18 protein-coding genes, 1 tRNA gene and 1 pseudogene are annotated in these 26328 nt (G+C 68.7%); 12 read left to right on the plus strand and 8 right to left on the minus strand.

From position 1 onward, the window contains the following. Nucleotides 1-795: 795 nt before the first annotated feature. The 4 genes and pseudogenes from ACMW4R_RS00330 to ACMW4R_RS00345 form a co-directional block, all read left to right on the plus strand. Nucleotides 796-2946, plus strand: coding sequence for a hypothetical protein (locus ACMW4R_RS00330; protein WP_418298803.1), 2151 nt, complete (start codon nt 796-798; stop codon nt 2944-2946). Between the two features lie 218 nt (nt 2947-3164). Beyond that, on the plus strand, nt 3165-3938 hold the full coding sequence (locus tag ACMW4R_RS00335; RefSeq protein WP_418298804.1) for a replication-relaxation family protein: 774 nt from the start codon (nt 3165-3167) through the stop codon (nt 3936-3938). Next, nucleotides 3931-4962 carry a DNA-methyltransferase gene (locus ACMW4R_RS00340; protein WP_418298805.1) on the plus strand — a complete coding sequence of 344 codons (1032 nt, stop codon included), beginning with the start codon at nt 3931-3933 and terminating at the stop codon, nt 4960-4962. The genes ACMW4R_RS00335 and ACMW4R_RS00340 overlap by 8 nt, the downstream gene beginning before the upstream one ends. Before the next feature lie 415 nt (nt 4963-5377). Continuing rightward, a pseudogene (locus ACMW4R_RS00345) lies at nt 5378-6313 on the plus strand (recombinase family protein); the annotation flags it as partial. Nucleotides 6314-7070: 757 nt separating this feature from the next. Here the strand turns inward: ACMW4R_RS00345 and ACMW4R_RS00350 are convergent. Continuing rightward, a tRNA-Ser gene (locus ACMW4R_RS00350) sits at nt 7071-7158 on the minus strand. 84 nt (nt 7159-7242) lie between these two features. Between ACMW4R_RS00350 and ACMW4R_RS00355 the strand changes: the two genes are divergently transcribed. Both ACMW4R_RS00355 and ACMW4R_RS00360 read left to right on the plus strand, forming a co-directional pair. Further along, complete coding sequence (locus ACMW4R_RS00355; protein ID WP_418298806.1) at nt 7243-8508, plus strand: DUF2254 domain-containing protein; 1266 nt, start codon at nt 7243-7245, stop codon at nt 8506-8508. A 137-nt stretch (nt 8509-8645) separates the two neighbouring features. Further along, a complete protein-coding gene (locus ACMW4R_RS00360; RefSeq protein WP_058614517.1) occupies nt 8646-8840 on the plus strand; it encodes a PLDc N-terminal domain-containing protein in 195 nt (64 codons plus the stop codon). 3 nt (nt 8841-8843) lie between these two features. Here ACMW4R_RS00360 and ACMW4R_RS00365 read toward each other — a convergent pair whose 3' ends face one another. Together ACMW4R_RS00365 and serS are read right to left on the minus strand one after the other, a co-directional pair. Then, on the minus strand, nt 8844-9740 hold the full coding sequence (locus ACMW4R_RS00365) for an HAD family hydrolase (protein WP_418298807.1): 897 nt from the start codon (nt 9738-9740) through the stop codon (nt 8844-8846). Beyond that, nucleotides 9737-11005 (minus strand): serine--tRNA ligase, encoded by a 1269-nt coding sequence (serS, locus tag ACMW4R_RS00370; RefSeq protein ID WP_418298808.1) that lies wholly within the window; start codon nt 11003-11005, stop codon nt 9737-9739. The genes ACMW4R_RS00365 and serS overlap by 4 nt, the downstream gene beginning before the upstream one ends. A 165-nt stretch (nt 11006-11170) precedes the next feature. Between serS and ACMW4R_RS00375 the strand changes: the two genes are divergently transcribed. Further along, a complete protein-coding gene (locus ACMW4R_RS00375; RefSeq protein ID WP_418298809.1) occupies nt 11171-12460 on the plus strand; it encodes a diacylglycerol kinase family protein in 1290 nt (429 codons plus the stop codon). Nucleotides 12461-12535: 75 nt separating this feature from the next. Continuing rightward, nucleotides 12536-13906, plus strand: a complete 1371-nt coding sequence (locus ACMW4R_RS00380; protein ID WP_418298810.1) for a cryptochrome/photolyase family protein — start codon at nt 12536-12538, stop codon at nt 13904-13906. A 117-nt stretch (nt 13907-14023) separates the two neighbouring features. Here ACMW4R_RS00380 and ACMW4R_RS00385 read toward each other — a convergent pair whose 3' ends face one another. Together ACMW4R_RS00385 and ACMW4R_RS00390 are read right to left on the minus strand one after the other, a co-directional pair. Further along, nucleotides 14024-14443: an Asp23/Gls24 family envelope stress response protein gene (locus ACMW4R_RS00385; protein ID WP_058595325.1), complete on the minus strand. Its 420-nt coding sequence runs from the start codon at nt 14441-14443 to the stop codon at nt 14024-14026. A 121-nt stretch (nt 14444-14564) separates the two neighbouring features. Continuing rightward, nucleotides 14565-14870, minus strand: a complete 306-nt coding sequence (locus ACMW4R_RS00390) for a hypothetical protein (RefSeq protein ID WP_058629819.1) — start codon at nt 14868-14870, stop codon at nt 14565-14567. A gap of 98 nt (nt 14871-14968) precedes the next feature. Here ACMW4R_RS00390 and ACMW4R_RS00395 point away from each other — a divergent pair, with 98 nt between their 5' ends. Next, complete coding sequence (locus tag ACMW4R_RS00395) at nt 14969-16006, plus strand: LLM class flavin-dependent oxidoreductase (RefSeq protein WP_058595323.1); 1038 nt, start codon at nt 14969-14971, stop codon at nt 16004-16006. A 146-nt stretch (nt 16007-16152) separates the two neighbouring features. Here the strand turns inward: ACMW4R_RS00395 and pheA are convergent, their stop codons facing one another. After that, entirely contained in the window at nt 16153-17115 is a 963-nt protein-coding gene (pheA, locus tag ACMW4R_RS00400; protein ID WP_418298811.1) for a prephenate dehydratase, read from the minus strand. Nucleotides 17116-17344: 229 nt separating this feature from the next. Here pheA and ACMW4R_RS00405 point away from each other — a divergent pair, with 229 nt between their 5' ends. Both ACMW4R_RS00405 and ACMW4R_RS00410 read left to right on the plus strand, forming a co-directional pair. Then, the gene (locus ACMW4R_RS00405) at nt 17345-19570 is read left to right on the plus strand and encodes a glycosyltransferase family 2 protein (protein WP_418298812.1); all 2226 of its coding nucleotides are present in this window, start codon (nt 17345-17347) and stop codon (nt 19568-19570) included. Beyond that, nucleotides 19567-21111, plus strand: a complete 1545-nt coding sequence (locus tag ACMW4R_RS00410) for a chitinase (protein WP_418298813.1) — start codon at nt 19567-19569, stop codon at nt 21109-21111. The genes ACMW4R_RS00405 and ACMW4R_RS00410 overlap by 4 nt, the downstream gene beginning before the upstream one ends. Here ACMW4R_RS00410 and ACMW4R_RS00415 read toward each other — a convergent pair. Together ACMW4R_RS00415 and ACMW4R_RS00420 are read right to left on the minus strand one after the other, a co-directional pair. Further along, on the minus strand, nt 21078-23246 hold the full coding sequence (locus ACMW4R_RS00415) for a sensor histidine kinase (protein WP_418298814.1): 2169 nt from the start codon (nt 23244-23246) through the stop codon (nt 21078-21080). The two genes, ACMW4R_RS00410 and ACMW4R_RS00415, sit on opposite strands and share 34 nt — an antisense overlap. Beyond that, the gene (locus ACMW4R_RS00420) at nt 23239-23892 is read right to left on the minus strand and encodes a response regulator transcription factor (protein WP_058595318.1); all 654 of its coding nucleotides are present in this window, start codon (nt 23890-23892) and stop codon (nt 23239-23241) included. Before ACMW4R_RS00420 ends, ACMW4R_RS00415 begins: the two co-directional genes overlap by 8 nt. Nucleotides 23893-24005: 113 nt before the next feature. Here ACMW4R_RS00420 and pgm point away from each other — a divergent pair, with 113 nt between their 5' ends. Then, nucleotides 24006-25652, plus strand: coding sequence for a phosphoglucomutase (alpha-D-glucose-1,6-bisphosphate-dependent) (pgm, locus tag ACMW4R_RS00425; protein ID WP_418298815.1), 1647 nt, complete (start codon nt 24006-24008; stop codon nt 25650-25652). Nucleotides 25653-26328 lie beyond the last annotated feature (676 nt).

Consider the following 26328-nt stretch of genomic DNA (forward strand, 5'->3'; position numbering starts at 1 on the left):
CCTAGAGCTGGCAGCACAAGCTCGCCGTCAGGCCGATACTCCACTTCGCGGGGTAGTCAGCGACTGCTACCTCGCGCGTGGGGAACGTCCAGAGCAGTAGTAGCGATCTCTGGGTGACGCGAATGCGCTCGTTCGCGTCACCCAGAGCAATCAGAAATGGGGTTGACAACAATGCCCGAAAATTCATCCAGCACTACGAAAAAGATTGCCCTCTTCGGCTTAGCGGTGTTGTTCACCGCGTGGGCCATGACCGTCGCCGTCGACCTGCTCGTCAGCATTTGGTGGCAGCTGCTCGTAATCGGTGCCGTCCTCGTCGGCGTCGTTGTCGCAATTACAACATGGAAATCGCGTCGCTAATCCTCAGCTAATACTAAGGAAACGGAATGTCCGTTCGGTGTTGTGAAATTCGCGTTGAGCAAGCATTTCCCGTTTACCACAACACGCGTCTCCCTCATAATGGGTGAGGAATTCGCGAATCACATCATTCGGGTCGCGGAAATTGCATCGACTACGACCCAAACCCAACCTTCTCGATGCAGACCAATACATCAGGTACTAAGTCGGCGCTCCACCCACGGTGGGGGCAGATGTTCTTCGTTCGCCCTCAAGGGGAGCAGCGACAGGCATAACGACAGGCGAAGGGAGGGCATATGAACGAGCAGCGCGAGGAAAAGGTAACCGTAGTGAACGCGGAGGAGACGTCCGCGCGAGACGAGATGGCACTCCGAAAGGTGGCCCGCGCCGTTCTAGCCATCGCTCGTCGGCAACTTCATCAGGAGGCTCAGGAGGTGGAAGATGCCGAAGCCTAAGCCGTTCGTCTGGCGCGAGCTGATCGTGAAGCGCCCGATGAGCGAGACCGTGGCTGTCGAGATGCTGCGGCGAATCGCCAACGACACGTCACAGCCCCGCATTGTTCTTGAACTTCGCGGAGACGGCGACGGCCTACGACTTCTCCTGCGTGCTCGTGTCGACGTCGTTCCGCTACTCGATGCGGCTGCCGTCAGAACCCGTCCGCGGGACGCAATCTCGGTGGCATGGACGGTCAAGCCTCGTCCGGCGAACCGTGCATTCGCCTCAGACCCCTTGGAAGCCTCAACCAGCGAAATCTATCGAGCGGTGAGTCGCGCGCGGGAAGGGGAGACGGCCGCCCTGCAACTATTCATCGGGCCACGGCATCACGGTTCGACGGCCAACGACGGCGACGCGGTGGCAAGTCCCACCGTGGTCGACCAACTCTTCGGCATGAGGCCCTCACGACCAGAACGGGTCGTGACTGATCAGATCCACCAGAAACGTCACCAACCCGGCGTCGCCGCCGTCATTCGGATCGGAGCCAGCGCCGCAACTCCCGCACGTGAGCGAGCGCTTATCCGCGGGCTCCACTCCGCACTTCGACGCGCGGAAGCTCCCGGCGTTCATTTGATGGCTGAAGCAGCCTCGGGGTCGTCTTTCGACGAGGCGCGGGAGCCGTGGTGGTGGTCGACTCGACTCACGGTGCGCGAGGCCGCTGCCTTGAGCGGACTCCCCATCGGGGAGGAGCTACCGGGATTGCCGCCGCTTCATCCCGTGCAACTTGCACCAGTCGTTGACACGCCGACGGACATTCGTGGTCGCGTCGTGCTGGCAGAAGCGACGGCACCAGGAGTGAGGCTTCCGCTCTCGCTGAGCCCGGATGCCGTGCTCCGTGGCGTTCATCTGCTCGGACCCGTCGGCGTCGGCAAGTCTGACGCCACGGCACAGGTTGTGGTGCAGTGGGTAAACCAGGGCAACGCCGCACTGGTACTGGAACCCAAGGTCGATCTGTCCGATGCCGTTGCTTCGCGGATAGCGCCCGAACACCGCGACCGCCTGGTGTACTTCGACCTCCTCTCCGAAGAGGGGGTAATCGGGCTCAACCCGCTCCGGCTCGGAGACCAGTCCCCCGAGTTGGTCGTGGACAGCCTGGTCAGCATCTTCGCGTCCGTACTGTCGGACGTCATCGGCGTCACCACGCGCGACCTCCTGCAGGCGTCACTGTCCTCATTGGTTCAGTACCCGGGCGCGACGTTACTCATGTTGCCGTTACTGCTCTCAGACTTGAAGTTTCGCCGCAAGGTTGTGGCAAACGCGGCGGGCGACGTGTTTCTCCAGGCGTACTGGGCCGAGTTCGAGAATCGGAGCGAACAGGCGCGCTCACAACTTGTCGCCCCCGTACTCACACGCCTACGAGGTCTCATCCTTCGGCCTTCGTTTCGGCGCTGCCTCGGACAGGCTGAACCGAGATTCGATGTGCGGCAAGTTCTGGGCGCCGAGAAGCGGGTGCTGCTCGCGCCACTTCCAGAAGCGCAGCTCGGCAGGCAGGGCGTGGCGCTGTTGGGGGCGCTGCTCCTTCACGAGTCGTTCTCCGCGATCAGAGAACGCGCAATCTGGCCCCCCGAGCAACGGCACCCGGTCATGTTCGCCGTCGATGAGTGGCACCGCTTCACGCATGGCAACCAGGACTTCGCCGAAGCGCTGACCCTCTTTCGCGGGTGGGGAGCGGGCTTCGTGCTCAGCAACCAAGTGATGAGCCAGCTAAGCAGCGAGCTTCGCGATGTGGTCACCGGCACAGTGCGGAGCCGGGTGTACTTCCAGCTCGGGGCCGACGACGCCGTGGCCTTGTCGCGACACTCGCCAGAACTCGATGCCATCGACCTCATGCGCCTGGAGCAGTTCCACATCTACGCCGCGCTTTACGAGCAGGGAAGAACGCAACCCTTCGCGTCGGGCCGAACTATCCAACTGCCTGAGCCACTGATTGACCCCAAGCAAGTGCGCGCCGAGGGTCACCGCCGATACGGAATTCCTCCAGCAGAAGTGGACCGCGCAATCGCCGAACTCTACGGAGCCGACGCGACGGTGCCAGGGGATGAGGGCCGGCCACCACCCGCGATTGGTCGCCGCCCACGCACGACTGACAACAGCTAACTAGGAGACCTCTCGCAATGAACACCCCTTCAAAAAACGACCTGTCATCCAAACCCAACGTGACCGATCGGCCTACCGATCGGTCGCTCCTCAACCCCAATGAGCCCCGCTCAATCACTACCAACTCAGCCGATCAAGGGATCGACAGTCATGCCTCTGGCATGACGCCCAGCATCCGCCCGGGCCGGGTAGGGAAGCTTCGACTCGATCAACTCCGCATGAGCCTCACCGAGCGCGACTTCCGCATCATCAGGACCCTGAAGCAGCATCGATTCCTGAGCACCAACCACCTCGAACGCTGGCACTTCTTCGACCACGCCAGCCCCCTCAGCGCCGCGCGCAGCACGCGCCGGGTGCTGGCCAAGTTGAAGCGACTGGGCATTATCACGGCACTGCCGCGCACCCTGGGTGGAGTGAACGGCGGCTCCTCGCAGCACGTTTGGCACCTCACTCCCGTGGGAGAGCGCCTCGGTTCCAGCCGCACTGAGCGAAGAGTCCGTGAGCCGTCGACCGCCTTCCTCAAGCATGAGCTCGGGGTTGCCGGTATCCACCTGAGCCTCATCGAAGCCGAACGCGCCGGGAAGCTCAAAGTCATCGACTTCACGACTGAACCACGGTGCTGGCGTCCGTTTCTGGGCGCTGGCGGCAGTCTCGTCATGTTAAAGCCCGACTTCTTCGCGATCGTGGCGGCGCATGCGGACTGGGAGACGTTGGTCTTCGGGGAGTATGACCGCTCGACGGAATCACTCAAGACCATCGCAAAGAAGAAGGCGGACGCATACGAGGCCTACTGGCGGACCGGTATAGAAGACAAGCGTTCGGGCGGTTTCCCGCAGGTGCTTTGGATCGCGCCGGACAACGAACGAATCACGCGTATCCGCAGAGAGCTAGGGCGGACAGCGGGGGTCACGATGGCACTGCACGCCTTCACGACGCCCGACGACATCGTCAAGAAGCTCACCGCCGAGAACCGGGAGGCAGATCATGCCTAGTGAAGATCCAAGACTTCTCGTCGGCGATGCGATCAGCACGCTCCACACGCTGCCGCCAAACTCGGTCGACATGGTGCTCACCAGTCCGCCGTATGCCAACGGGCTCCGCGACTACGGGATGGACGGACAGCTCGGCAACGAGGCAAACGTCCAGGCGTGGGTGGACAACATGCTCAAGGTCGTTGCGCCGCTGAAGAGTGTTCTGAAGCCGACCGGCACCTTCTGGTTGAACGTCGGGGACAGTTACTCGCGGACGCCCGGAAATGGGGCTCCGAAGAAGAGTCTGCTGCTCGGTCCAGAACGGCTTGCTATCGCGATGGTTGACTCAGGCTGGGTCGTCAGGAACAAGGTAGCTTGGGCCAAGCCCAACGGGCTTCCCACGGCCGTGAGCGACCGCCTGCGCAATCAATGGGAAGTTGTCTACGTCTTCGCACTGTCATCGAAGTACTTCTTCGATCTCGATGCTGTACGTCGTCCTCATCTGACGCGCCCACCGAAGCGACGGGAGCACCTTCCTGCGCGCACCGGTCCAGATCCGTGGCAAGGAAAGCACGGCGACCGCGGCGACGGGCTGAAGCGAAACCGAGCGCTCGGACGGGTGGGTCACGATCTCGGAGCGAACCCCGGGGACGTATGGACCGTCCCCGTGAGCGCCTGGAAGGGCGATCACCACGCAACGTTCCCGGTGACTCTGGCTGAACAATGCGTGCGTGCCGGGTGCCCTGAAGGAATCTGCAAACAGTGCGGGGCTCCTTGGAAGCGCGGCGTGGTTCGAAAGCTCGGAGCTGCCGCTGTTCGCGGCGCATTACGGCAAACCTGCCAGTGCCCGGACGCGCTGCCTCAGCAGGGAGTGGTGCTCGATCCGTTCATGGGGTCGGGCACGACGGCGATCGCTGCCGAGAATCTTGGACGCGACTGGCGGGGTATCGAGCTGAACCCGAGCTACGCCCAGCTCGCCGTTGATCGGATCCAAGGCGCGCGGGCTGCCCGAGTGCAGACATTGCCCAGAAGAGGTCGGCACTGAATCGCATATGTATTCACTTGCATGAATATGCGTCGCGTGGTCCACTGACCACGACACCCAGCGAAAGGAGGTGAACATGCCCCGTAAGGATGCAAACCAAGACCCGACCGCGAACACGAAGGTGATCCGCTATGGTCACTCCACTCATCGACCGAAGCGCAAGGAGAGTGGGACCTTGATCCCTCGCTACGACGCCGCCACTCAGGGAGTCGCGGACGATCGCGGCTCGACCGACCCCAAGTGGCGTACAAGAAAAGGCTTGTACCAGGGCGCTCACACCGACCTCGTGCAGCGCCTCCGAAATGGGGAAACGCCGACGTCTGAACCGCTGCTCACACCGGCAGCGGAGGCCCAGAGGCAGCGTCGCGGCCGCGCTGCCGTCTACGCCCGGGTCAGTACCGAGGAGCAGGCCCGAATGGGTGGAGGCGAGTACGGACTTTCGATTCCGTACCAGCGCGAGGCCTGCGAGCGTTACGCCCGCGAGCACGACCTCGAAGTCGTTGACGTCTACATCGACCCAGGTCGAACCGGCACGACAATCAACCGCCCCGCCTTCAAGCAGATGCTGGCGGACCTCGCTGAGCGCCGCATCACGCACATTGTCGTTCACAAGCTCGACCGACTGAGCCGCTCCCCCAAGGTCGACTACGTCGTGGACGACGCCAGAGAGAAGACGAAGACCGCGCTCGTATCTGTCACCGAGTACATCGACGAGACACCGCAGGGCCTACTGAACCTCCAGTTCATGCGCGGGGTGGCCGCCTACTACTCCAACAACCTTGCGAGTGAGGTCCAAAAGGGGATCACGACGAAGCTGAAGGAGGGCGGCACTCCCTCCCAAGCGCCCCTTGGCTACATCAATAAACAGCGCAAGGAAGGCCGCGCCGACATCCGGTGGGTGGAGATCGACGAGCGCCGCGCTCCCCACATCAGGTGGGCATTCGAAGAGTACGCGACCGGCAACTGGAGCCTTCAGAATCTCTGCGCTGCACTCGAAGCGCGCGGTCTCGTCAACCGAGGCGCGCATAACCGACCGGAACGACCGATCGCAATCTCCACCCTGAACCGGATCCTGTCGCACCCGTACTATGTCGGCATCGTCGTCTATAAAGGCGGCTTCTACGAAGGCGCGCACCCGTCACTCATTCCGCGCGAACTGTGGCTCCGCGTCCAGGACGTGCTGGCATCCCACAACTCGTCCGGCGAGAAGGATCGTCGACACCCGCATTACCTGAAGGGCACGATCTTCTGCGGCGAGTGCGGCAACCGCCTCGTGTTTACCCGCAACAAGGGACGGCTGGGCGCTTACTACGACTACTTTTTCTGCCTCGGACGACGAGCCAAGGCTGCACCGTGCACGAGAAAGTACGTCAGCGTTGAGGCGGTGGAGAAGGGGGTCGCAGACTTCTATCGACAGCTTCGTTTCACATCGGAACGCATAGAGGCGATCCGCCGAGTCGTCCGCGAGGAACTGGCGAACAGCCAGGCCGATGCGCGCTTCACTCTCGATGAGGCGCGCCGACGACACCGGGCGCTGAAGAACGAACAATCCGCGCTCATGAAGGCTCACTACGCCGGGGCTGTTCCTCTCGACATCCTCAAGAGCGAAATGAACCGGATTACTCGCGAGGTAGATGCCACCGAGCATCAGATCGCCAGTTCCGAGCAGGCGCTCGAACAACTGGACGACCAGCTTGAACGCGCACTGGAGGTCGCTCGCCTCTGCCACGAGCAATACGTCAACGCCATCCCTGCCGAGCGGCGGCTGCTCAATCAGGGGCTGTTCACGAAGCTGTTCATCGGCCAGGACGGCTCGGTCGAGGACGCCGAAGTGCAGGAGCTGTTCGCGGGGCTGCTGTCCAAAGATTCGACGCTCGCCGTCGAAGCCCGCGAGGTCGCCGTGGTACCGGTTCCACTTCAACTGGACGCCGCACACAGCGCTACAGGAACGGACGGAGCGCTCGTGCCAGTCCGAGAGTGGGGGAACCGTCCAGAGCGTCGCTGGAGCCCGTCCGCAGTGCTCCTCAGCTTTCAGCGGGACGAAGAAGGCTTCCAAGTAAGAACCCCGCCCAAACTTTCATTTGGGCGGGGTTCGAATAAGCACCATCTGGCGGAGGGTGTGGGATTCGAACCCACGGGACATTGCTGCCCACTGGTTTTCAAGACCAGGTCCATCGGCCGCTCGGACAACCCTCCCGGTCGTCCGAGTCTACCGAGGGCGCGGCGGACCGCGCGTCCAGCCCCCGTCGCCGTTGCGAAGCCGTGAGTAGCGTCGAGGGTATGGCGAAAGCAGTGCGCGGGTCGGTGGCATCCCTCTTCCTCCGTCTCGGGCGCCAGGTGTGGGTGCGCGCGGCGATCTTCACCGTGATCGCGGTGCTCGTCGCGCTGGCCGCGCGGTTCCTGGGACCGCTGCTGCCGTTCTCGCTCTCGATCGACCTCGGGCAGAACGCGGTCGGATCGCTCCTGCAGATCATCGCCACGGCGATGCTGACCGTGAGCACCTTCTCGGTGACGGCGATGGTCACGGCCTTCTCCTCCGCGACGACGACGGCGACCCCGCGCTCGACCTCGCTGCTCATCGCCGACCCGACCTCGCAGAACGCCGTGTCGACGTTCGTCGGCGCCTTCGCGTTCTCTCTCGTCGGAATCGTCGCGCTCTCGACCGGGTACTACACCGACCAGGGCCGGACGATCCTCTTCGTCGGCACGATCGTCATCATCGCGATCGTCGTCGTGACGCTCCTGCGGTGGATCTCGCACCTCGCCACCTTCGGGCGCATGGCCGACGTCATCGACCGCGTCGAGAAGGCGGCGACCGCCTCGCTCGAGGTGTTCGCCGCCTCCCCCGCGCTCGGTGCACGTCGAAGCACCGGCATCCCGGCGGATGCCGAAGCCGTGGTCGCTGAGGAGGTGGGCTACGTCACGCACGTCGACATGGCCGGCCTCGATCGACTCGCGCGCTCCCATGACGTCGACCTCCACGTGCACGCCGCACCGGGGCGCATCGCCGACGCACGAGTGCCCCTCGTGTTCGTGCGCGGGACGATCGACGACAGCCTGAGATCCGGCATCCGTCGCTGCTTCCGGATCGAGCACCACCGCACCTACGAACAGGATCCCCGGTTCGGGGTGATCGCCCTCACCGAGATCGGCAGCCGCGCGCTCTCGGCCGCGACGAACGACCCGGGCACGGCGATCGAGGTGATCGCGGCCCTGCAGCGCGTGCTCACCCGCGCCTTGGTCACCGAGCCGACGCACGATGTCGAGTACGAGCGCGTCTTCGTGACCCCGCCGACGTGGGAAGACCTCGTTCACGACGCCTTCCGTCCGCTCGCGCGCGACGGGGCGGCCGACATCGAGGTCCAGGTGCGCCTCCAGAAATGCCTCGCCTCACTCGCGGCGACCGCACCGGCCCGCGCCGGAGTGTTTCAGGATGCCGCTCGCGCGGCGTTCGACCGCAGTCGCCGCGCTCTCGACCGGAGCGATACGCGGGTCCTGCGCGCGGCGATGCGCGAGGCCTGGGGGTGGTCCGGCATCCGTTCCTGAGCGAACGCTAAGCCGCGGATATCGGTTCACCCAGCGCCGTCCACCGGCGCTTGAATCCGCCGGACGGCAGGCGTAGACCGAGAGAAACAGCCCACCGCCCTCCGCAGCGGGCCTTGTTCGACAAGGAGGGGAACCCCATGCTCATCGTCTTCGCACTCATCTACGCGGCATCCATCTGGGCCACCGTCGTCACGATCCGCGACGCGCAGGTCTCCGTCGGGCTCAAGGCCACGTGGGCGACGGCACTGCTGCTCCTGCCGCCGTTCGGGCTTCTGGCGTGGCTGGTCGCGAGCGTCGTGAGCCACCGTCCGGGGCACGCCGCGCACATCTGAGAGCTAGAGAGCGCGCAGCACCGCGGCGACGCCGCCCTCGGTCACCGAGAGGCCGACCTCGCCCGCGGCCGCGTGCACCTCGGGCGGGCCCTGGTGCATCGCGATCGCGCGGCCGCCGTTGCGGACGGCCCACTGCATCATCTCGATGTCGTTGCGACCATCGCCCATCACGAGCACACGCTCGGGCGGGATGCCGAGCCACTCGCGCACGAGTTCGAGAGCGGTCGACTTGTCGACGCCCTGCGGGGCGATGTCGAGCCACGCCGTCCAGCCGATCGCGTACGACACCTGGCTCAGGCCGATGCGCTCCACGAGCTGGAGGAAGTCCTTGTCGGTCTTCTCGGGAGCGACCACGACGACGCGGCACACCGGCTGCTCGGACAGCTGATCGAAGGTCACCCGGTTGGCGCCCTCGAGGTTCCAGTCGTCGAGGTAGTCGGTGAACAGGCGCGAGCCGTCGGGAAGCTCGACCAGGAAGTGCGCTCCGGCGAGATGCTCGCCGAGGAGGGTCAACACCTCGGTCGGATCGAACGTCTCGACGTGCGCGCGCTCGTAGGGCGCGGCATCCCCTTCTCCGATGCGACGCATCACGATCGCCCCGTTCGAGCACACCGCGTACTCGGGACGGATGCCGAGGCGGTCCATGATCGTGTGGGTGCTGTCCCAGCTGCGACCGGTCGCGAGCATGACCTCGTGCCCGGCGGACTGAGCGTCGGCGACAGCCTCGACGACGCCGGGGCTGAGGGTGTCGTCTTCGAGCAGGACCGTCCCGTCGATGTCGAGCGCGATCAGCATCCGCTCGACGGGGGCGTCGGCGAGGTCGGCGACGGCGTCAGCCGCCTCCTGCTTCGGCGCGCTCTCGACGGCGCCGGTGTCGGGGAGAGCGGCCTCGTCGGTCACGCGATCGGCTCCATGATCTCGAGCCCACCCAGGTACGGGCGGAGCACCTCGGGCACCGTCACCGAACCGTCTTCGCGCTGGTGCGTCTCGAGGAGGGCGACGATCCAGCGGGTGGTCGCGAGCGTGCCGTTGAGCGTCGCGACCGGCTGCGTCTTGCCGCCACCCTCGGGGCGGAAACGCGTCTCGAGCCGGCGCGCCTGGTAGGTCGTGCAGTTCGAGGTGCTGGTCAGCTCGCGGTAGGCGTCCTGCGTCGGGACCCAGGCCTCGATGTCGAACTTGCGCGCGGCGCTGGAGCCGAGATCGCCCGCGGCGACGTCGATCACGCGGTACGCCAGCCCGAGGTCTTGCAGCATGCCCTCCTGCATCGCGACGAGACGGTCGTGCTCGGCCTCGGCATCTGCCGGGTCGGTGTAGACGAACATCTCGAGCTTGTTGAACTGGTGCACGCGGATGATGCCCCGGGTGTCCTTGCCGTAGGAACCGGCCTCGCTGCGGTAGCACGTGGACCACCCGGCGTAGCGCTTCGCGCCGCGCTCGAGGTCGAGGATCTCGTCCATGTGGTAGCCGGCGAGCGGGACCTCGCTCGTGCCGACGAGGTAGAGGTCTTCCTTGTCGAGGTGGTAGACCTCGTCTGCGTGCTGGCCGAGGAAGCCGGTGCCGCGCATCACCTCGGGACGGACGAGCGTCGGGGGGATCATCGGCGTGAACCCGGCCTGCAGCGCCCGGTCGAGGGCGAGGGTCATGAGCGCGAGCTCGAGACGCGCGCCGATGCCGGTGAGGAAGTAGAAACGACTGCCCGACACCTTCGTGCCGCGCTCCATGTCGATGGCGCCGAGCTTCTCGCCGAGCTCGAGGTGATCGCGCGGCGCGAAGTCGTAGGTCGGGATCTCACCGTGCGTGCGGAGGGTGACGAAGTCTTCCTCGCCGCCGGCGGGGACTCCCTCGAGCACGATGTTCTCGATCTTCGCCAGCGCCTCATCGGCGGCGGCCTCGGCCTCGCTGACCTCGTGCTGCGCGGCCTTGACCTGCTCGCTGAGCTGCTTGGCCTCGGCCACGAGGGCGGCCTTCTCGTCTTTCGGCGCCTGCGCGACGCGCTTGCCGTGCGCGTTCTGAGCGGCGCGCAGCTCTTCGAATTCGGTGATTCGGGCGCGCCGCAGCTTGTCCGCCTCGATCGCGTCGTCGACCGACGCGGGCGATTCCCCGCGGGCGATCTGGGAGCGCTTCACGAGCTCGGGATCTTCACGCAGCAGAGTCAGGTCGATCACGCGTCCATCCTACGGTCGGCGCCGACTGCGAATCCGCGCCCGGACGGCACGCACCGAGCTCGGGGACCCCGGGCGCGTCGCGACGGCTATGGGCCAACGGCATCCGGTCGTCAAGCCCGGACGATTCGCCCGTTCCGCAGTGGATCGCGGTCCTATGGTTGACGCATGGCCGCCCCTGACGAGCCGCGTGACGACGCGGAGTCCCCCGAGAACGTCCCCTCCGACGCGCCCGACGAGGTGAAAGCCGACGCGGCCGCGGCCGACGGCTCCCACGAGCACTTCGACGCCGCTCGGTTGGGCGACGACGTGGCCGATCATCCGCGCAAGGACGTCCCGCATCCGAAGGACGCCGCAGAGCCCGACGACACCATCCGTCAGCCGGAGGACATCGCCCCCGACACCTCGGACGAGATGCCAGGCAAGACCCAACGCGTCGACGCGCAGGGCGACGAGGCTCCGATGGACGCGGAGCCCACGCAGAAGAAGCGCGCTGCTCTCGTCTACAACCCCACGAAGGTCGAGCCCGAGGTGCTGCGCGCCCGGGTGGCCGAGCTCGCCGCCGACGCCGGGTGGGCAGAGCCGCTGTTCTACGAGACGACCGTCGACGACCTCGGCGATGACGCGACCCGCGCCGCTCTCGACGAGAAGGTGGATGCCGTGCTCGTGGCGGGCGGCGACGGTACCGTGCGCGCGGTCGCCGAGGCTCTCACCTCCACCGGCGTCCCGCTCACGATCGTGCCCAGCGGCACGGGGAACCTCCTCGCGCGCAACCTGAACCTCCCGCTGACCGACACCGACGCGATGATCCGCGCCACCTTCGAGGGCGACATCCATTCCATCGACACCGGGCTGGCTCGCATCCGCCGCGCCGACGGCGAGGTCGAGGAGCACGGGTTCTCGGTCATGGCCGGCATGGGCCTGGACGCCGCGATGATCCAGAACACCCGCGACGACCTGAAGAAGCAGGTCGGCTGGGTCGCGTACGTCGACGGCGCCGCCCGCTCCCTCGTGAACGCGAAGCCTTTCCGCGTGATGTACCAGTTGGACGAACACCGCCTGCACTCGGCGAAGGTGCACAGCGTGCTCTTCGCGAACTGCGGCGCCCTGCAAGGCGGCGTGGCCTTGATCCCCGATGCCTCCATCGCCGACGGTCGCCTCGACGTGGCCGTGCTCCAGCCGACCGGAGTGCTGGGCTGGCTGGGCGTGTGGAGGAGCATCGTGTGGGATAACTCCGTTCTGCGCCGCTTCCGCGCCGGTCGCCGTGTGCTCGAACGCCGAAAGGACACGTCGGTGCGGTACCTCCGCGGCACGGGCATCGAGCTGGCGACGGCACCGGCACAGCCGATCGAGCTCGACGGCGACGAGTTCGGCGAGGCGACGCGCATCTACACGCGCATCGTGGCGGACGGTCTCGTCGTGGCACTGCCGAAGGGGCACGACGTCTCGACGCTCTGACGGGGCCGGCGGGCCGATCGCGCGGGCGGGTGTCAAGCCCGGACCGACGGATGCCCCGGTGGATAGCGTCGAGGGATGGCTTCGCCCTCGATCGTGTGGTTCCGTGACGACCTCCGACTGACCGACAACCCCGCGCTGCGCGCGGCCCTCGACCGCGGGGAGCCGATCGTGGCGCTGTACGTCCTGGACGAGGAGTCCGACGGGGTGCGCCGGATCGGCGGGGCGGCCCGTTGGTGGTTGCACGGGTCTCTGGCATCCCTCGGCGAACGTCTCGAAGAGCGCGGCGGTCAGCTGGTGCTGCGTCGAGGCCGCGCGGCCGAGGTCGTACCGGCCGTCGTCGACGAGGTCGGTGCGGGGGCGGTGTTCTGGAACCGGCGCTACGGCGGAGTGGAGCGCGAGATCGACGCGGGGCTCAAGGAGAAGCTGCGCGACGACGGCGTGACCGTCGCGTCGTTCGCGGCGAACCTCCTCTACGAACCGTGGACGGTGCGCACGCAGTCCGACAAGCCCTACGGCGTGTACAGCCCGTTCGCCCGCGCGGTGCAGAAGCTTCCCGCGCCGCGTCCGCCGATGCCGGAGGCGCGCAAGGTGCCGGGGTTCGACGGGCACGTCGACGGCGACGAGCTCGGCGCCTGGGACCTGCTGCCCACGAAGCCCGACTGGGCCGGCGGTCTACGCGAGACGTGGGAGCCGGGCGAGCCCGCCGCGAAGACACGGCTGCGGGAGTTCCTCGACGACGACCTCGGCGACTACTCGACCTATCGCGACGAGTTCGCGGGAGGCGCGACCTCGAACCTCTCGCCGCGCCTGCGCTGGGGCGAGGTGAGCCCCTACCAGGTGTGGCACGACACGATCGAGCACCGCGGCTCGGGAGAGCACGCGAAGAGCGCGAGCGGGTTCCTGTCGGAGCTCGTGTGGCGCGAGTTCGCGTGGCACGTCACCTACCACTCCCCCGACATCGCGACCGTGAACTGGCGCCGCAACTTCGACGCGTTCCCCTGGCCGCGCCTGAACCGCGCACACCTCGAGACCTGGCAGCAGGGCAGAACGGGCGTCGCGGTCGTGGATGCCGGGATGCGTCAGCTGTGGAAGACCGGCGTCATGCACAACCGGGTGCGCATGGTGACGGCATCCTTCCTCATCAAGAACCTGCTGATCGACTGGCGACACGGGGAGCAGTGGTTCTGGGACTGCCTCGTCGACGCGGATGCCGCGAGCAACCCCTTCAACTGGCAGTGGGTCGCGGGATCCGGCGCGGATGCCGCCCCGTACTTCCGCGTGTTCAATCCGGACACGCAGCGCAAGAAGTTCGACCCGCACGACGAGTACGTGCGGGAGTGGGCGCCGGAGTTCCTGAGCGAGAATCCGCCGGAGCCGATGGTCGATCTGAGCGAGACCCGCAGGCGCGCGCTCGACGCCTACGCGCACGTCCGGCACGGCGGCTGAGCCGAGCCTCCTTCGCCGTGGCGTCGCGGCCCCGGACGGCCGGTCGCTCGACGTCGCGGCATCCGGGCACGCGAAAGGGGCGCCGCCTCTCGGCGACGCCCCTTCTCACGATGGATGTCAGTTGACGCGAGCCTCGTCGGCGTCGTCCTCGTCGTCGTCGCCCGGGATGTAGACGTCGACCACGGTCACGTTGATCTCGGCGACCTTCATGCCGACGAGCTCGGTGATGGCCTGGTGCACGGCCGCGCGGACGTTCGACGCGACACGCTGCAGCTGCTCGGGGTAGTCGACCTGGATCGCGATGTCGGCGGCGACCTCGGTCTCGCCCACCTCGACGCTCACGCCCTGGGCGTAGTCCTTCGCGCCGACGGCCTGGCGGATGTTGCCGATCACGCGGGCCGCACCGCCCCCGAGGGCGTGGACGCCGGGAACCTCGGCCGCGGCGATGCCGGCGACCTTTGCGACGACGGCGTCGACGATGACGGTCGAGCCGCCGTCCTTCGTAGCGGTGGTGGGGGTGGTGGTGGGGGTGGCCATGTCACTTTCCTTCCGTCGTCTCCGGGACCGTGTGTCCCGCGATGTCATAGATGAGACGAGGCGGGAAGCGGATTCGTCACGAGGATTTCCTGAGAGAAAGCTGGGGATGGATGCCGCGGGTTCAGGCGTCGAAGAATCCGCCGTACGGGTCGTCGGAGTCGCCGGTGTCGCGCGCGTCGTATGGGACGGTCTCGACCGAGAGGATCGCGCGCGAATGCGCGGTGAAGAGGGCGCTCACCTCGCGGTTGCCGACGACGACGAACGACACGAAGCCGCCGCCCGCCTGGACCGCTTCCTCGATTCGCGCCTTCAGCGCGACGAGGTCCTGCCCCTGCGCGAGGAAGAACGATGCCTCGTCGATCGCGATCTGCGTCCGCACCATCGTGTGTCGGTCGGGCTGCATGTCACCTGCCTGATCGTGGCTCATGCCGGGAGGCTAGGCGGCTCGGGTGAAGACCGCGAGGGGGGTTGCCGTGTGCACGACGACGGAATACACAGCGCCTCCGCGGGGTTCTCTCCACCGTGATGCCCTCCCTCTCTGTTCTCGACCTCGTCCCGGTTCGTGCGGGACAGACCAGCGCTCAAGCCGTGGCTGCGGCCCTCGACTTGGTGGAGCGCGCGGACCGCCTCGGCTACCGCCGGTACTGGTTCGCCGAGCATCACAACATGCCCGCTGTCGCGTCGACGACTCCCCCCGTCCTGATCGCCGCTGCCGCCGCTCGCACCTCGCGCATCCGCGTGGGGTCGGGCGGCGTGATGCTGCCGAACCACTCGCCGCTCATCGTGGCCGAGCAGTTCGCCGCACTCGAGGCGATCGCCCCCGGCCGCATCGACCTCGGGATCGGCCGCGCGCCCGGCAGCGACCCGGTCATCACGCAGCTGCTGAACCGCTCGGGCACGACGAGCGACGTCTCCCGCTTCCCCGACCACGTGACCGACATCATGGCGCTCACCTCACCCGAGGGGGCGACCGTCCGGTTCACCTCGGGCACCGAGTATCAGGTGAAGGCCACGCCGTCGGCATCCGGGATGCCACAGGTCTGGCTCCTCGGTTCGAGTGACTACTCCGCGCAGCTCGCGGCTTCGTTCGGTCTGCCGTACGTCTTCGCCAACCATTTCTCGGGCGAGGGACTCGATCACGCCCTGCGCCTGTACCGCGACCAGTTCGTCCCGAACGAGTCGGGCGAGGGACCCCGCACCTTCGTCACCGCCAACGTCGTCGCCGCGCCCACCGCCGAAGAGGCGGAGGAGCGGGCGATGCCGCAGCTGCGGATGATGGCGCGTCTGCGCACGAACCGCCCCCTGACGCCGCTCGAGACGGTGGAGCAGGCGAAGGCCGATCCGTTCGACGCGATGGCGGAGTCGATCATGGCCTCGACGCGGCAGAAGTGGTTCGTGGGCACGGGTGCTGACGTTCAGGGGCAGCTCGCCGCGTTCGCTGCGCAGCACGGCGTCGACGAGATCATGGTGTCGCCCGTGGCGGGCGCGTACGACGGCGAGGGTTCCGAGGGGCGCGCGCAGACGCTCGAGCTCATCGCGGCGCCGGCGGCCGTGGCGGCCTGAGGGTTCGCGGCCGGGGCCGATGGCCTGTGGCCTGTACCGTCGGGCGGAGTCCGTCTCCGACACGCCGGGGCACGGCATCCTGAACCGGCGTGCCCCGCAGAAACTCCGCCGGACGGTACGGCCGGCAGGGGTCGGCGGAAGGGCCGTCAGGCCTCGGGCTCGCCGCTCAGCAGGCCGCGGAGCCAGTCGCGGGCCTCGACGAAGACGTCGTCGCTGTACCGCTGCGGGTAGCGGACGATCGCGCGGTCCGCACGCGCGTACGAGCCGAGGAAGATCACCTTGGGGCTGAACCGGCGAAGGCCGAGGAGGGCATCGGCCATGCGCTCGTCCTGCACGTGTCCGTCGGCGTCGATGACGAAGCGGTAGCGGCCGAGTGCGTCTCCGATGGGGCGGGATGCCAACAGGCTCAGGTTGATGCCCCGGGTGGCGAACTGCTCGAGCAGTTCGAGAAGCGCACCCGGGTGGTCCTCGGGCAGTTCGACGATGAGCGAGGTCTTGTCGGCGCCCGTCGGAGGAGCGGGGGCCACGGTGCGGCTCACGAGCACGAAGCGCGTCACCGCGTTGGGGTTGTCGCCGATGTTCTCGGCCAGCACCGCGACATCGTGGTGGGCGACGATACCGGGGGCGGCGATCGCGGCATCAGCGGCGCTCGTCCCGTCGAGCACGCCGAGCGCGCTGGCGACGTTGCTCTCGGCGGGCAGGTGCGCGTGGGCGGGAACGTGCTCGCTCAGCCACTTCAGGCACTGGCCGTACGCCACGGGATGCGCGGCGACGAGCGAGACGTCGGCGAGGGTCGCGCCCGGACGCCCCACGAGAACGAAGTTCACCGGCACGAGGTACTCGCCGACGATGCGCAGGCCCGGCACCGTGGCCAGGGCGTCCTGCGCGGTGGAGACGCCCCCGTCGACCGAGTTCTCGATCGCGATCATCGCGGCATCCGATCGCCCCTCGACGACGTCGGCGAGCGCCTCGCCGACGTTGCGGACGGGCCGCCAGATCTGATCGCGCGCCTCCGGCACCTGAGCGAGCGCGGCCTCGGTGAAGGTTCCGGCCGGGCCGAGGTAGCTGTAGGTACGGCGGGCGAGGGTGTGATCTGTGTCGGGCAGCACCGGCTCAGCCTAGTGCGCCGGGATCGAGCGGGGTTCCGCCGACCCCCTCGGTCGCGGCGACCCCTTCGGCGGCGGGGCTCGGCATCCGTTCGCAAACCACCTGAATCGGTGGGCGAACCGACCGTGCCATCGACGACGAACGAGGACGATACGACGTAGGCGTCGACCCCCACCGATGCCTGCCCGGCGGGACCCGACCCGCCGGGCACTCGCTCGAAGGCCAGCCACCATGCCCGAGAAGACCATCGTCGTTCCTCCTCGCCGTCAGCGCGGAACCGACCGCGACGCGACACCGCAACCGGTCACGCACACGCGCCCCTCCGCGCAACGCATCGCCCGGGCGCGCCTCGCCGTGGTGCTGTGCGCGCTCATGTGGGTGCTGTACTGCGCCACCGTCGTCGTCGCCCTCTCCCGCGGCGGGGCGCTCGTCGACGCCGCCCAACTCATCACGACCGCGGTGTTCCTCGTCTCGGTCACGTTCCTCACCCTCTCGGCGTGCATGCACCTGCTCGCGCGCTCCGGCGCCCTGCCGCGATTCGCCGCCCACCGGCGGACGCGCCGCATCGTGCTCGACGAGCACTTCGCCGGCCGCGAGCCCCGGCTCACGGCGCTGCTGCCCTCGCGGGCGGAGGATCCCGCGCTCGTGCGGATGGGGCTGTGGTCGGTGGCGCTGCAGGAGTTCCCCCGCATCGACATCGTGCTGCTGCTCGACGACGACCCCTCGCCCGTCGACGACGACGCTCGGGCGGGGCTGGAGGGATGCCGTCGGCTCACCGGCGAGCTCACGGCGACGCTGCGTCCCGTCGTCGACCGGGTCGAGGCTGCCGCTTCCCGGATCCGGGACGAGGCGGTCGGCGACGCGGAGGCGTCCGAGGTCGTCATGCGCGAGCACGCCGCGTGCGCCCAGTGGCTGCGGGCTCGCGCCGCGGAGGAACCCACGACGACGCACGTGGAGGTGTTCTTCGTCGAACAGGTCCTGAGACGCCTCGCCGACGAACTGGATGCCACGGCCACCGCGCTCAAGGAGGCCGCCGAGGCCGGGGAGCCACCGCTCGCCGTCGAGCGCGCCCGTCACCTGATGGATCGGCTCGTGCGGATCTTCGGCTTCCGAGCCCGGACCTTCGAACGGCGCCGGTACACGAACCTCCCGCACACGGCGAACAAGGCCATGAACCTCAACGCGTACCTCGCGCTGATGGGCGGCCGGTACCGCGAGCAGGCGGGGGTCGGGGGTGTCGCCCTCGAGCGGGTCGACGAGGGCCCCGCGGATCTCGACGTTCCCGAGAGCGACTACGTGCTCACCCTGGACGCCGACTCGATGCTGCTGCCCGGGTACTGCATGCGTCTGATCCACGCCCTCGAACAGCCCGAGAACGCCGGCGTCGCCGTGATCCAGACTCCCTACTCGGCGTATCGCGGAGCACCGACGCGCCTGGAACGGCTCGCGGGGGCGACCACCGACCTGCAGCACATCGTCCACCAGGGGCTGACCGCCTTCGACGCGACCTTCTGGGTGGGGGCGAACGCGATCCTGCGGTGGGAAGCTGTCCGCTCGCTCCGGCGTGAAAGCCGGGAGGACGGCATCCGCATCGTCCGGTTCATCTCGGACCGCACCGCGATCGAAGACACCGAGTCGTCGATCGACATCGCCGCGCACGGCTGGTCGCTGCTGAACTACCCGGAGCGGCTGAGCTACAGCGCGACGCCTCCGGACTTCGGGACGCTGGTGATCCAGCGGCGACGGTGGGCGGACGGCGGACTGCTCGTGCTGCCGAGACTGCACGCGTTGGCGCTCCAGCGTCGGCGCGAGGGGCGGCCGCTGGGGCTCGCGCAACGGCTGCTGAGGATGAACTACCTGGGCTCGGTTTCGTGGGTGACCCTCGGGCTGCTCGCGGTCCTCACCCTGTACCCGATGGACGGGCAGTTGGTCACGCTGCTGCTCCTGCTCATCGCGGTGCCGTACTTCACCGAGATGGCCTCCGACCTGCACGCGCTCGGCTATCACCGCCGGGACGTCGCCGCGATCTACGGGCTGAATCTGCTCCTGCTGCCCGTGAACCTGGCGGGAAGCGCCGCCTCTCTCGTCCAGGTGCTGAGCGGTCGACGAGCCCGATTCGCCCGCACGCCGAAGGTCTCGACGCGAACCCGCGTGCCCGCTCTGTATCTGCTCGCTCCGCTCGCGATCGCGGGCATCGCGATCGCGGTGGCCGTCCGATCCGTGTTCACTCAGGCGTGGGGGACGACGGTGTTCGCCGCCTTCACGGCGCTCGCGATCCTGTGGGCGATCACGCGGTTGATCGGCATCCGGCACACGGTCTCGGACCTGTGGTTCGCGTGGCTCGACTGGATCTGGGTCACCCCGGTGGTGCCGGCGCCCGCGCCCGATCTCGGTCGCGCGCGCTGGGCGGCCGTGCTCGACGACGGCCCGCTGGACGCGACCGGAGCAGTCGCGTGAGCCCCGTCATGGCACCCGCCCGCTCGCGCTTCGCGGGGCGACGCCTGTCGTTCGGGCGGCTCGCGTTGACCGTGCTCGCGGCTCTCGCCGTCGTCGGGGTCGGGGCCGCGGCCGCCGTCGTGCCCGTCCTCACGACGCCTGCCACCGCGCCGGGCTCGGACCGGTGGTTCGCCGGCTACTACGACGTCACCCTCGACAGCGGCGAGCATCTCGCGCGGAGCACCATGGCCGAGGGACCCGGCGGGATCGTGCTCGCGTTCGTCGTGGCCGCCGGAGCCGCCGACTGCACGCCGACCTGGGGCAAGGCCTACACGCTCGACGACGCGGCATCCCGATTCCAACTCGACCGCCGCGTGGAGCGTCTGCGCCGCGAGGGGCGTCCGCTCGCCGTGTCGTTCGGGGGCGCGATCAATACGGAACTCGCGTCGGCCTGCTCCACCGTGGACGACCTCGCCCGCGCCTACGGTCTGGTTCTCGACCGGTACGGCATCGACGTCGTCGACCTCGACATCGAGGGCGACGCGCTTCGCGACACCGCGGCGACGGCGAGACGGGCGGCCGCGGTCGCCCAACTCCAGCGGGAGCGCGCCGCGGACGGACGCCCGCTCGACGTCTGGCTCACCCTGCCCGTGGCCCCGAACGGACTGACCGACGACGGTCTCGCGCAGGTGTCGTCGTTGATGGATGCCGGGGTGTCGATCGCGGGGGTGAACGCGATGACCATGAACTTCAACGCCGACGACCGCTCGGTGTCGATGGCCGACCTGTCGATCGGCGCGCTGCGAGCGACCGCCGCGCAGCTCGAGACCGCGTGGAACGAACGGAAGCTGCCGCTGCCCGCCGGAGGGGCGTGGTCGCTGCTCGGAGCGACGCCGATGATCGGGCAGAACGACGTCGAGCACGAGGTGTTCAGCCTCGACGACGCGCACGCTCTCGCGGCGTTCGCCGACGAGGTGGGTCTCGAGCGCATGTCGTTGTGGTCGGTGAATCGCGACCGTACCTGTGGCACCAACTACCCGCATCCGCGGACCGTGTCGGTGTCGTGCAGCGGTGTCGAGCAGGCGGGAGAGACGTTCTCGGACGTGCTGGGCGCCGGGCGCGACGGCACCCCCTCGGGGCGGATCGCGCCCGAAGACGACTCACCCGTCATCGCGGACGATCCCGAGACCAGCCCCTTCCCCGTCTGGTCGTCGCAGTCGTTCTACTCGGCGGGCGTCTTCGTCGTGTGGCACGGATCGGTCTACGTGTCGAAGTGGTGGAACGAAGACGGCGCGGTCCCGGATGACCCGACCCTGGATGCCGCCGCCTCGGCCTGGACCTACGTCGGTCCCGTGCTGCCCGGCGACAAGCCCTACGCCCTGCCTCAGCTTCCGGCGGGGACCTATCCCGAGTGGGTCGCGGGCGACCTCTACAACCAGGGCGACCGCGTCATGTACAACGGCAGCGGGTACGAGGCCAAGTGGTGGTCGCGGGGTCAACGCCCCGACCGATCCGTGACGGACCGGGACTACTCGCCCTGGAAGCTCGTGACCGAGCCCTGAGCGGCGCCCTCAGCGGCCCCGTGAGCGGCATCCTCGAAGAGGAGCGGCCGTCCGTCGATCGTGACGCTCGCCACCGTCTGTCTTCCCGGCGGAAGGAGCCGACCGACGACACTCCGCTGCGCCTGGGCCACCGCGTCGACCATCCAGGTCGTCACGGCGCGGATGTCGGTGTCCGACAGGCTCTGGTCGCTGTCGTCGAGCAGGACCACGTCGACGCCGCGACCGCGCGCCGCCGCGACCGCTCCGCGCAGAGGCTCGCGAGACAGAGCGCCCGCGCGCAGGCCGTCGCGCAGGGCTCCTTCGAGCGCGGCGTACTCCCGCCGGTCGGCGTCGGACACCGGGTGCCCCTCGCCGATGCGCGAGAGTAACGGGACCACGGTGCGCGCGAGATCGTCGGTGCGCTCCCGCAATTCGGCGCGCGCACCGCGCGACCAGCTCTCCTGCTCCGCCGCCGTCACGGCCTGGTGATGGAGCGCGGCGATGCGCCGTTGCATCCGTCGGACGACCAGCAGCATCACCGTCGCGATGACGACGATGAGGGCGGGGCGGGTCGTCAGCGCGAGGATCTGACCGAGGGAGGCACCGTCGACCAGCCCACCGGCGATCACGATGGCGATCACGACCGCTCCGGCCACGAGGGCGGTCGCATATCTCCCCCGGATCGCGAGCCCGACGAGAAGGAACGCGAGAGCCACGACGGGCCAGAGATCGCCGTACGTGGTGGGAGCGGCGACGACGGTGATGACCGCACCGAGCACGGCGGCCGCGACGACGACGGCCGTCCGCCCCAGGCCGGGGACGAGTCCCGGAGACCGCCGCAGCGCTTCCGCCGCGATGACGACGACGAGGAGGATCGCGAGCTGGCGCGGCCACGACGACGGGTCGGCGACCACCATGACGATGGCGCACGCCACCTGTACGACGACGAAGCCGGCCCCGATGAAGGCGGCTCCGCGCCGCAGAGACCGCCGATCGCCGGGCACGGCGACCTCGACGGCGTCCTCCGGGACGTACGACAGGACGACACGCGTCCCCTGCCCGGGCGCGGATTCGACGCGTGCAGCGCCGCCGGGGATGCGCGCCATCCGACCCACGATGCTCTGACGCACACCGAGACGATCGTCGGCGATGCGCGTCGGGTCGAACCCCTCGCCGGTGTCGGCGATCTCGACGTCGACGGCCCCGCCGCTCACGCGCACGGTCATCGAGCGCGATGCCCCGGAAGCGTGACGTCGGGCGTTGTCGAGGGCCTGGCGGGCGGCGCCGAGAATCGCCTCCCGCGCCGCCGGCGGCAGCGGCGGCACACTCGACGTGGGAGGGGTGTACTCGGCGCCGAAGGCGCGGGCTTCGGAGGAGAGGGCGGCCTCGAGGGGCACCACGCCACCGGCGTCGTCATCGACGAGGCGCGTGAGCATGTCGACCGCGCGCCGTGCCTGCGCGGCCAGTCGGTCCGTGGGCACCGGCAGCGGCGACGCCGCCAGCGCGAGCGTCGCGAGGGCTTCGTCGTGCACGAGCGCCGCCGTGCGTGTGCGCGCCGCGAGTCGACCGCGCTCGGCGTACTCGCGTGAGCCGGCCTCCCGTCGGGCGGCCGCTGCCTGGTCGAGGCCGGCACCGACCGAGAGGACGTACCCGCCGAGGACGCAGATGACCGAGGCGGTGAGCACTGCGTGCGCGTCGTTGATGACCCCATCGACATCGAAGCCGCCGAACCCCAGGCGATAGAACACCCCCGCCGTCGCCCCGAAGAGCACGGTCGCCCAGCCCCACCGGACCCCTCCCGCGACGAGAGCGGCCGCGACGGCGGCACTGGACGCGGTCAGGAGCCATGGCATCCGCTCCACATGACCGACGTGCGCGGCGAGCGGGAACAGGGCGACGAAGATCAGGTACGTCGCCAGCGCCACAGCGGCTCCGGTGCGCAGGGGGGGCGCCGGGAGCAGCGGCGCGATGAGCCCGACGAGGAGCGTGATCGCGCCCGCGCTCGTCCCGAGCGCGTTGTACCAGAGGGGGAATCCCTGTTGCTCGCCCTGGCTGAGGAACCCCGCGTTGACGACCGCGACGACGACGATCAGGAACGCCGACGCCCGGATGACGACGAGGCGGGCGGCGCGCAGCCCCGACCGCTCGTCAGACACGGCGCGGGCCCGGCACGAACCCGTCTTCGATGCCGCGCTGATAGAGCTCGACCTTGGATGCCGCCGGCCGTCCGAGCAACTGGTAGACCGCCCGGATGCGTCGCAGGTGATCGTTCACGGTGTTCTCGGAGATGAAGAGCTGGGCCGCGACCTCTCGCGCGCCGAGGCCGGACGCGTAGAGGCCGAGCACCTCGCGCTCACGCTCGGTCAGGGGCGCGCCCTGCAGCAGCGGATCGGCATCGACAGCCGAGGCCCACTCGGTCGTCGCGACGTGCTCGCCCGCGACGGCCGCGGCGATGGCCTCGAGCAGGGCGGCCGGAGGGGCGGATTTGCGCACGATCCCGGCGACATCGGCCCGTGACGCGGCGCGCACGAGGAAAGGGTCCTCACCCGACGTCAGCACGAGAACGTGCGCGCCCCACCTGCGCAAGGATGCGACGTTCTCGTCCGGGGTGGAGCCGTCGCGCAGGCTCAGGTCGAGGAGCACCAGGTCGGCGTCGAGGGCGCGGGAGGTCAGCGCCTTCACGGTGCCGGCGTGCCGTGCGAACGTCAGGCCCTCGGCATCCGCGAGGAGGTTCCGGACCGCGAGGGCGACGAGTTCGTGATCGTCGACGATCGCCACGCGCGCGTCAGTCCCGGCACCCATGGCGATGAGTATGACGTATTCGCGTGCATGGGGTGAAAAGCATTTCGACACGGATTCCCTTGGATTGTGTCGTCGCGTGTGCGCATGTCGGATACAGCGGGCAGACTGGGCGCATGAGCAGTCGCGCAGGGCAGCCCGCAGAGGCATCCGATCTCATCGACATCGACGAACTGATCGCGGCGTACTACGACCGCAGACCGGATGCCACGGTCCCGGAGCAGCGCGTTGCGTTCGGCACCAGTGGTCACCGCGGATCGTCGCTGAGCACGAGCTTCAACGAGGACCACATCCTCGCCACGACCCAGGCGATCGTCGACTACCGCGCGGCGCAGGGCATCACCGGACCGCTGTTCCTCGGGCGTGACACGCACGGCCTGTCGCTGCCCGCCGAGCGCAGCGCGATCGAGGTTCTCGTCGCGAACGGCGTCGACGTGCGCGTCGACTCGCGCGACTCGTGGGTGCCCACCCCCGCGCTCAGCCACGCGATCCTCACCTACAACCGCGGCCGCGCTCTCGACGACCCGGGCCGTTCCGACGGCATCGTCGTCACCCCGTCGCACAACCCTCCGCGCGACGGCGGCTTCAAGTACAACCCCCCGCACGGCGGCCCCGCCGACACCGACGCGACCGGCTGGATCGCCGATCGCGCGAACGAGCTCATCGCCGCGGGTCTCGAGGGCGTGAAGCGCACCCGTCACGCCGACATCGACCTCGACGGCCTGGGCCAGTACGACTTCCGCGACGCGTACGTGCGGGATCTGGCATCCATCATCGACGTCGACGCGATCAAGAGCGCCGGAGTCCGCATCGGCGCCGACCCGCTCGGCGGAGCGTCGGTCGAGTACTGGGCGCTCATCGCCGAGGTGTACGGCCTCGACCTCACCGTCGTGAACCCCGAGGTCGACCCGACGTGGAAGTTCATGACGTTGGACTGGGACGAGAAGATCCGCATGGATCCCTCGTCGCCGTCGGCCATGGCGTCGCTCGTCGCCGCGCGTGACGAGTACGACATCCTCACCGGTAACGACGCGGACGCCGACCGCCACGGCATCGTCACCCCCGACGCGGGGCTGATGAACCCCAACCACTACCTCGCGGTCGCGATCGACTACCTGTTCTCGCACCGTCCGAACTGGCCCGCCGACGCCGCCGTGGGCAAGACCCTCGTGTCGTCGATGATCATCGACCGGGTGGCAGCGTCGCTCGGGCGGCAGTTGCTCGAGGTTCCGGTCGGCTTCAAGTGGTTCGTCCCCGGGTTGCTCGACGGCTCCGTCGCCTTCGGCGGTGAGGAGTCGGCCGGCGCGTCGTTCCTGCGCAAGGACGGCACCGTGTGGACCACCGACAAGGACGGCATCCTGCTCTGCCTGCTCGCCGCCGAAATCCTCGCGGTCACCGGCAAGACGCCGTCGCAGCGGTACGCCGAACTCGAGGCCGAGTTCGGCGCCTCGGCCTACCAGCGCGTCGACGCCCCCGCGTCGCCCGCACAGAAGTCGGCGCTGTCGAAGCTGTCGCCGGATGCCGTGACCGCCACCGAACTCGCGGGTGAACCGATCATCGCGAAGCTGTCGCACGCGCCCGGCAACGACGCCGCGATCGGCGGCCTCAAGGTACAGACCGAGTCCGCGTGGTTCGCCGCACGCCCATCCGGCACCGAAGACGTCTACAAGCTGTACGCCGAGTCGCTCCGCGGCGAGGAGCACCTCCGCGAGGTGCAGGAAGAGGCCCGCGCGGTCGTGTCGGCCGCGCTCGGCCAGGCGTAACGCTCTCGTCGAAAGCGGCGTCGCCCTGCGGGGCGGCGCCGCTTTGGCGTGTCGGGGGGGGGGCGGGGCGCGGGCCGGGCGCGGGCCGTCAGGCGGAACCCGAGAGAGACACGCCGATGGCCGCGGCCCGGCACACGGCGTGTCGCCCACGAACTCCGCACGACGGCACGGGGACAGGGATGCCGCGGACCCGACGACCCGAAAACGTCGAGGCCACGGCATCCGGAACCGCGAGCCGTCAGGCGGAATCCGTGAGAGACACGCCGGCGGCCGCGGCACGGGTCGCGGCGTGTCGCCCACGAACTCCGCACGACGGCACGGGGACAGGGATGCCGCGGACCCGACGACCCGAAAACGTCGAGGCCACGGCATCCGGAACCGCGAGCCGTCAGGCGGAATCCGAGAGAGACACGCCGGCGGCCGCGGCACGGGTCGCGGCGTGTCGCCCACGAACTCCGCACGACGGCACAGGGCAAGGGATGCCGCGACCCCGGCGACCCGGAAACATCGAGGCCACGGCATCCGGAACCGCGAGCCCTCAGGCGGAATCCGAGAGAGACACGCCGGTAGCCGCGGCACGGGTCACGGCGTGTCGGGCACAAACTCCGCACGACGGCACAGGGCAAGGGATGCCGCCGCCCCGGCGACCCGGAAACATCGAGGCCACGGCATCCGG

This window comes from Microbacterium sp. S1037 (assembly GCF_048381605.1).
GTDB lineage: Bacteria > Actinomycetota > Actinomycetes > Actinomycetales > Microbacteriaceae > Microbacterium > Microbacterium testaceum_B.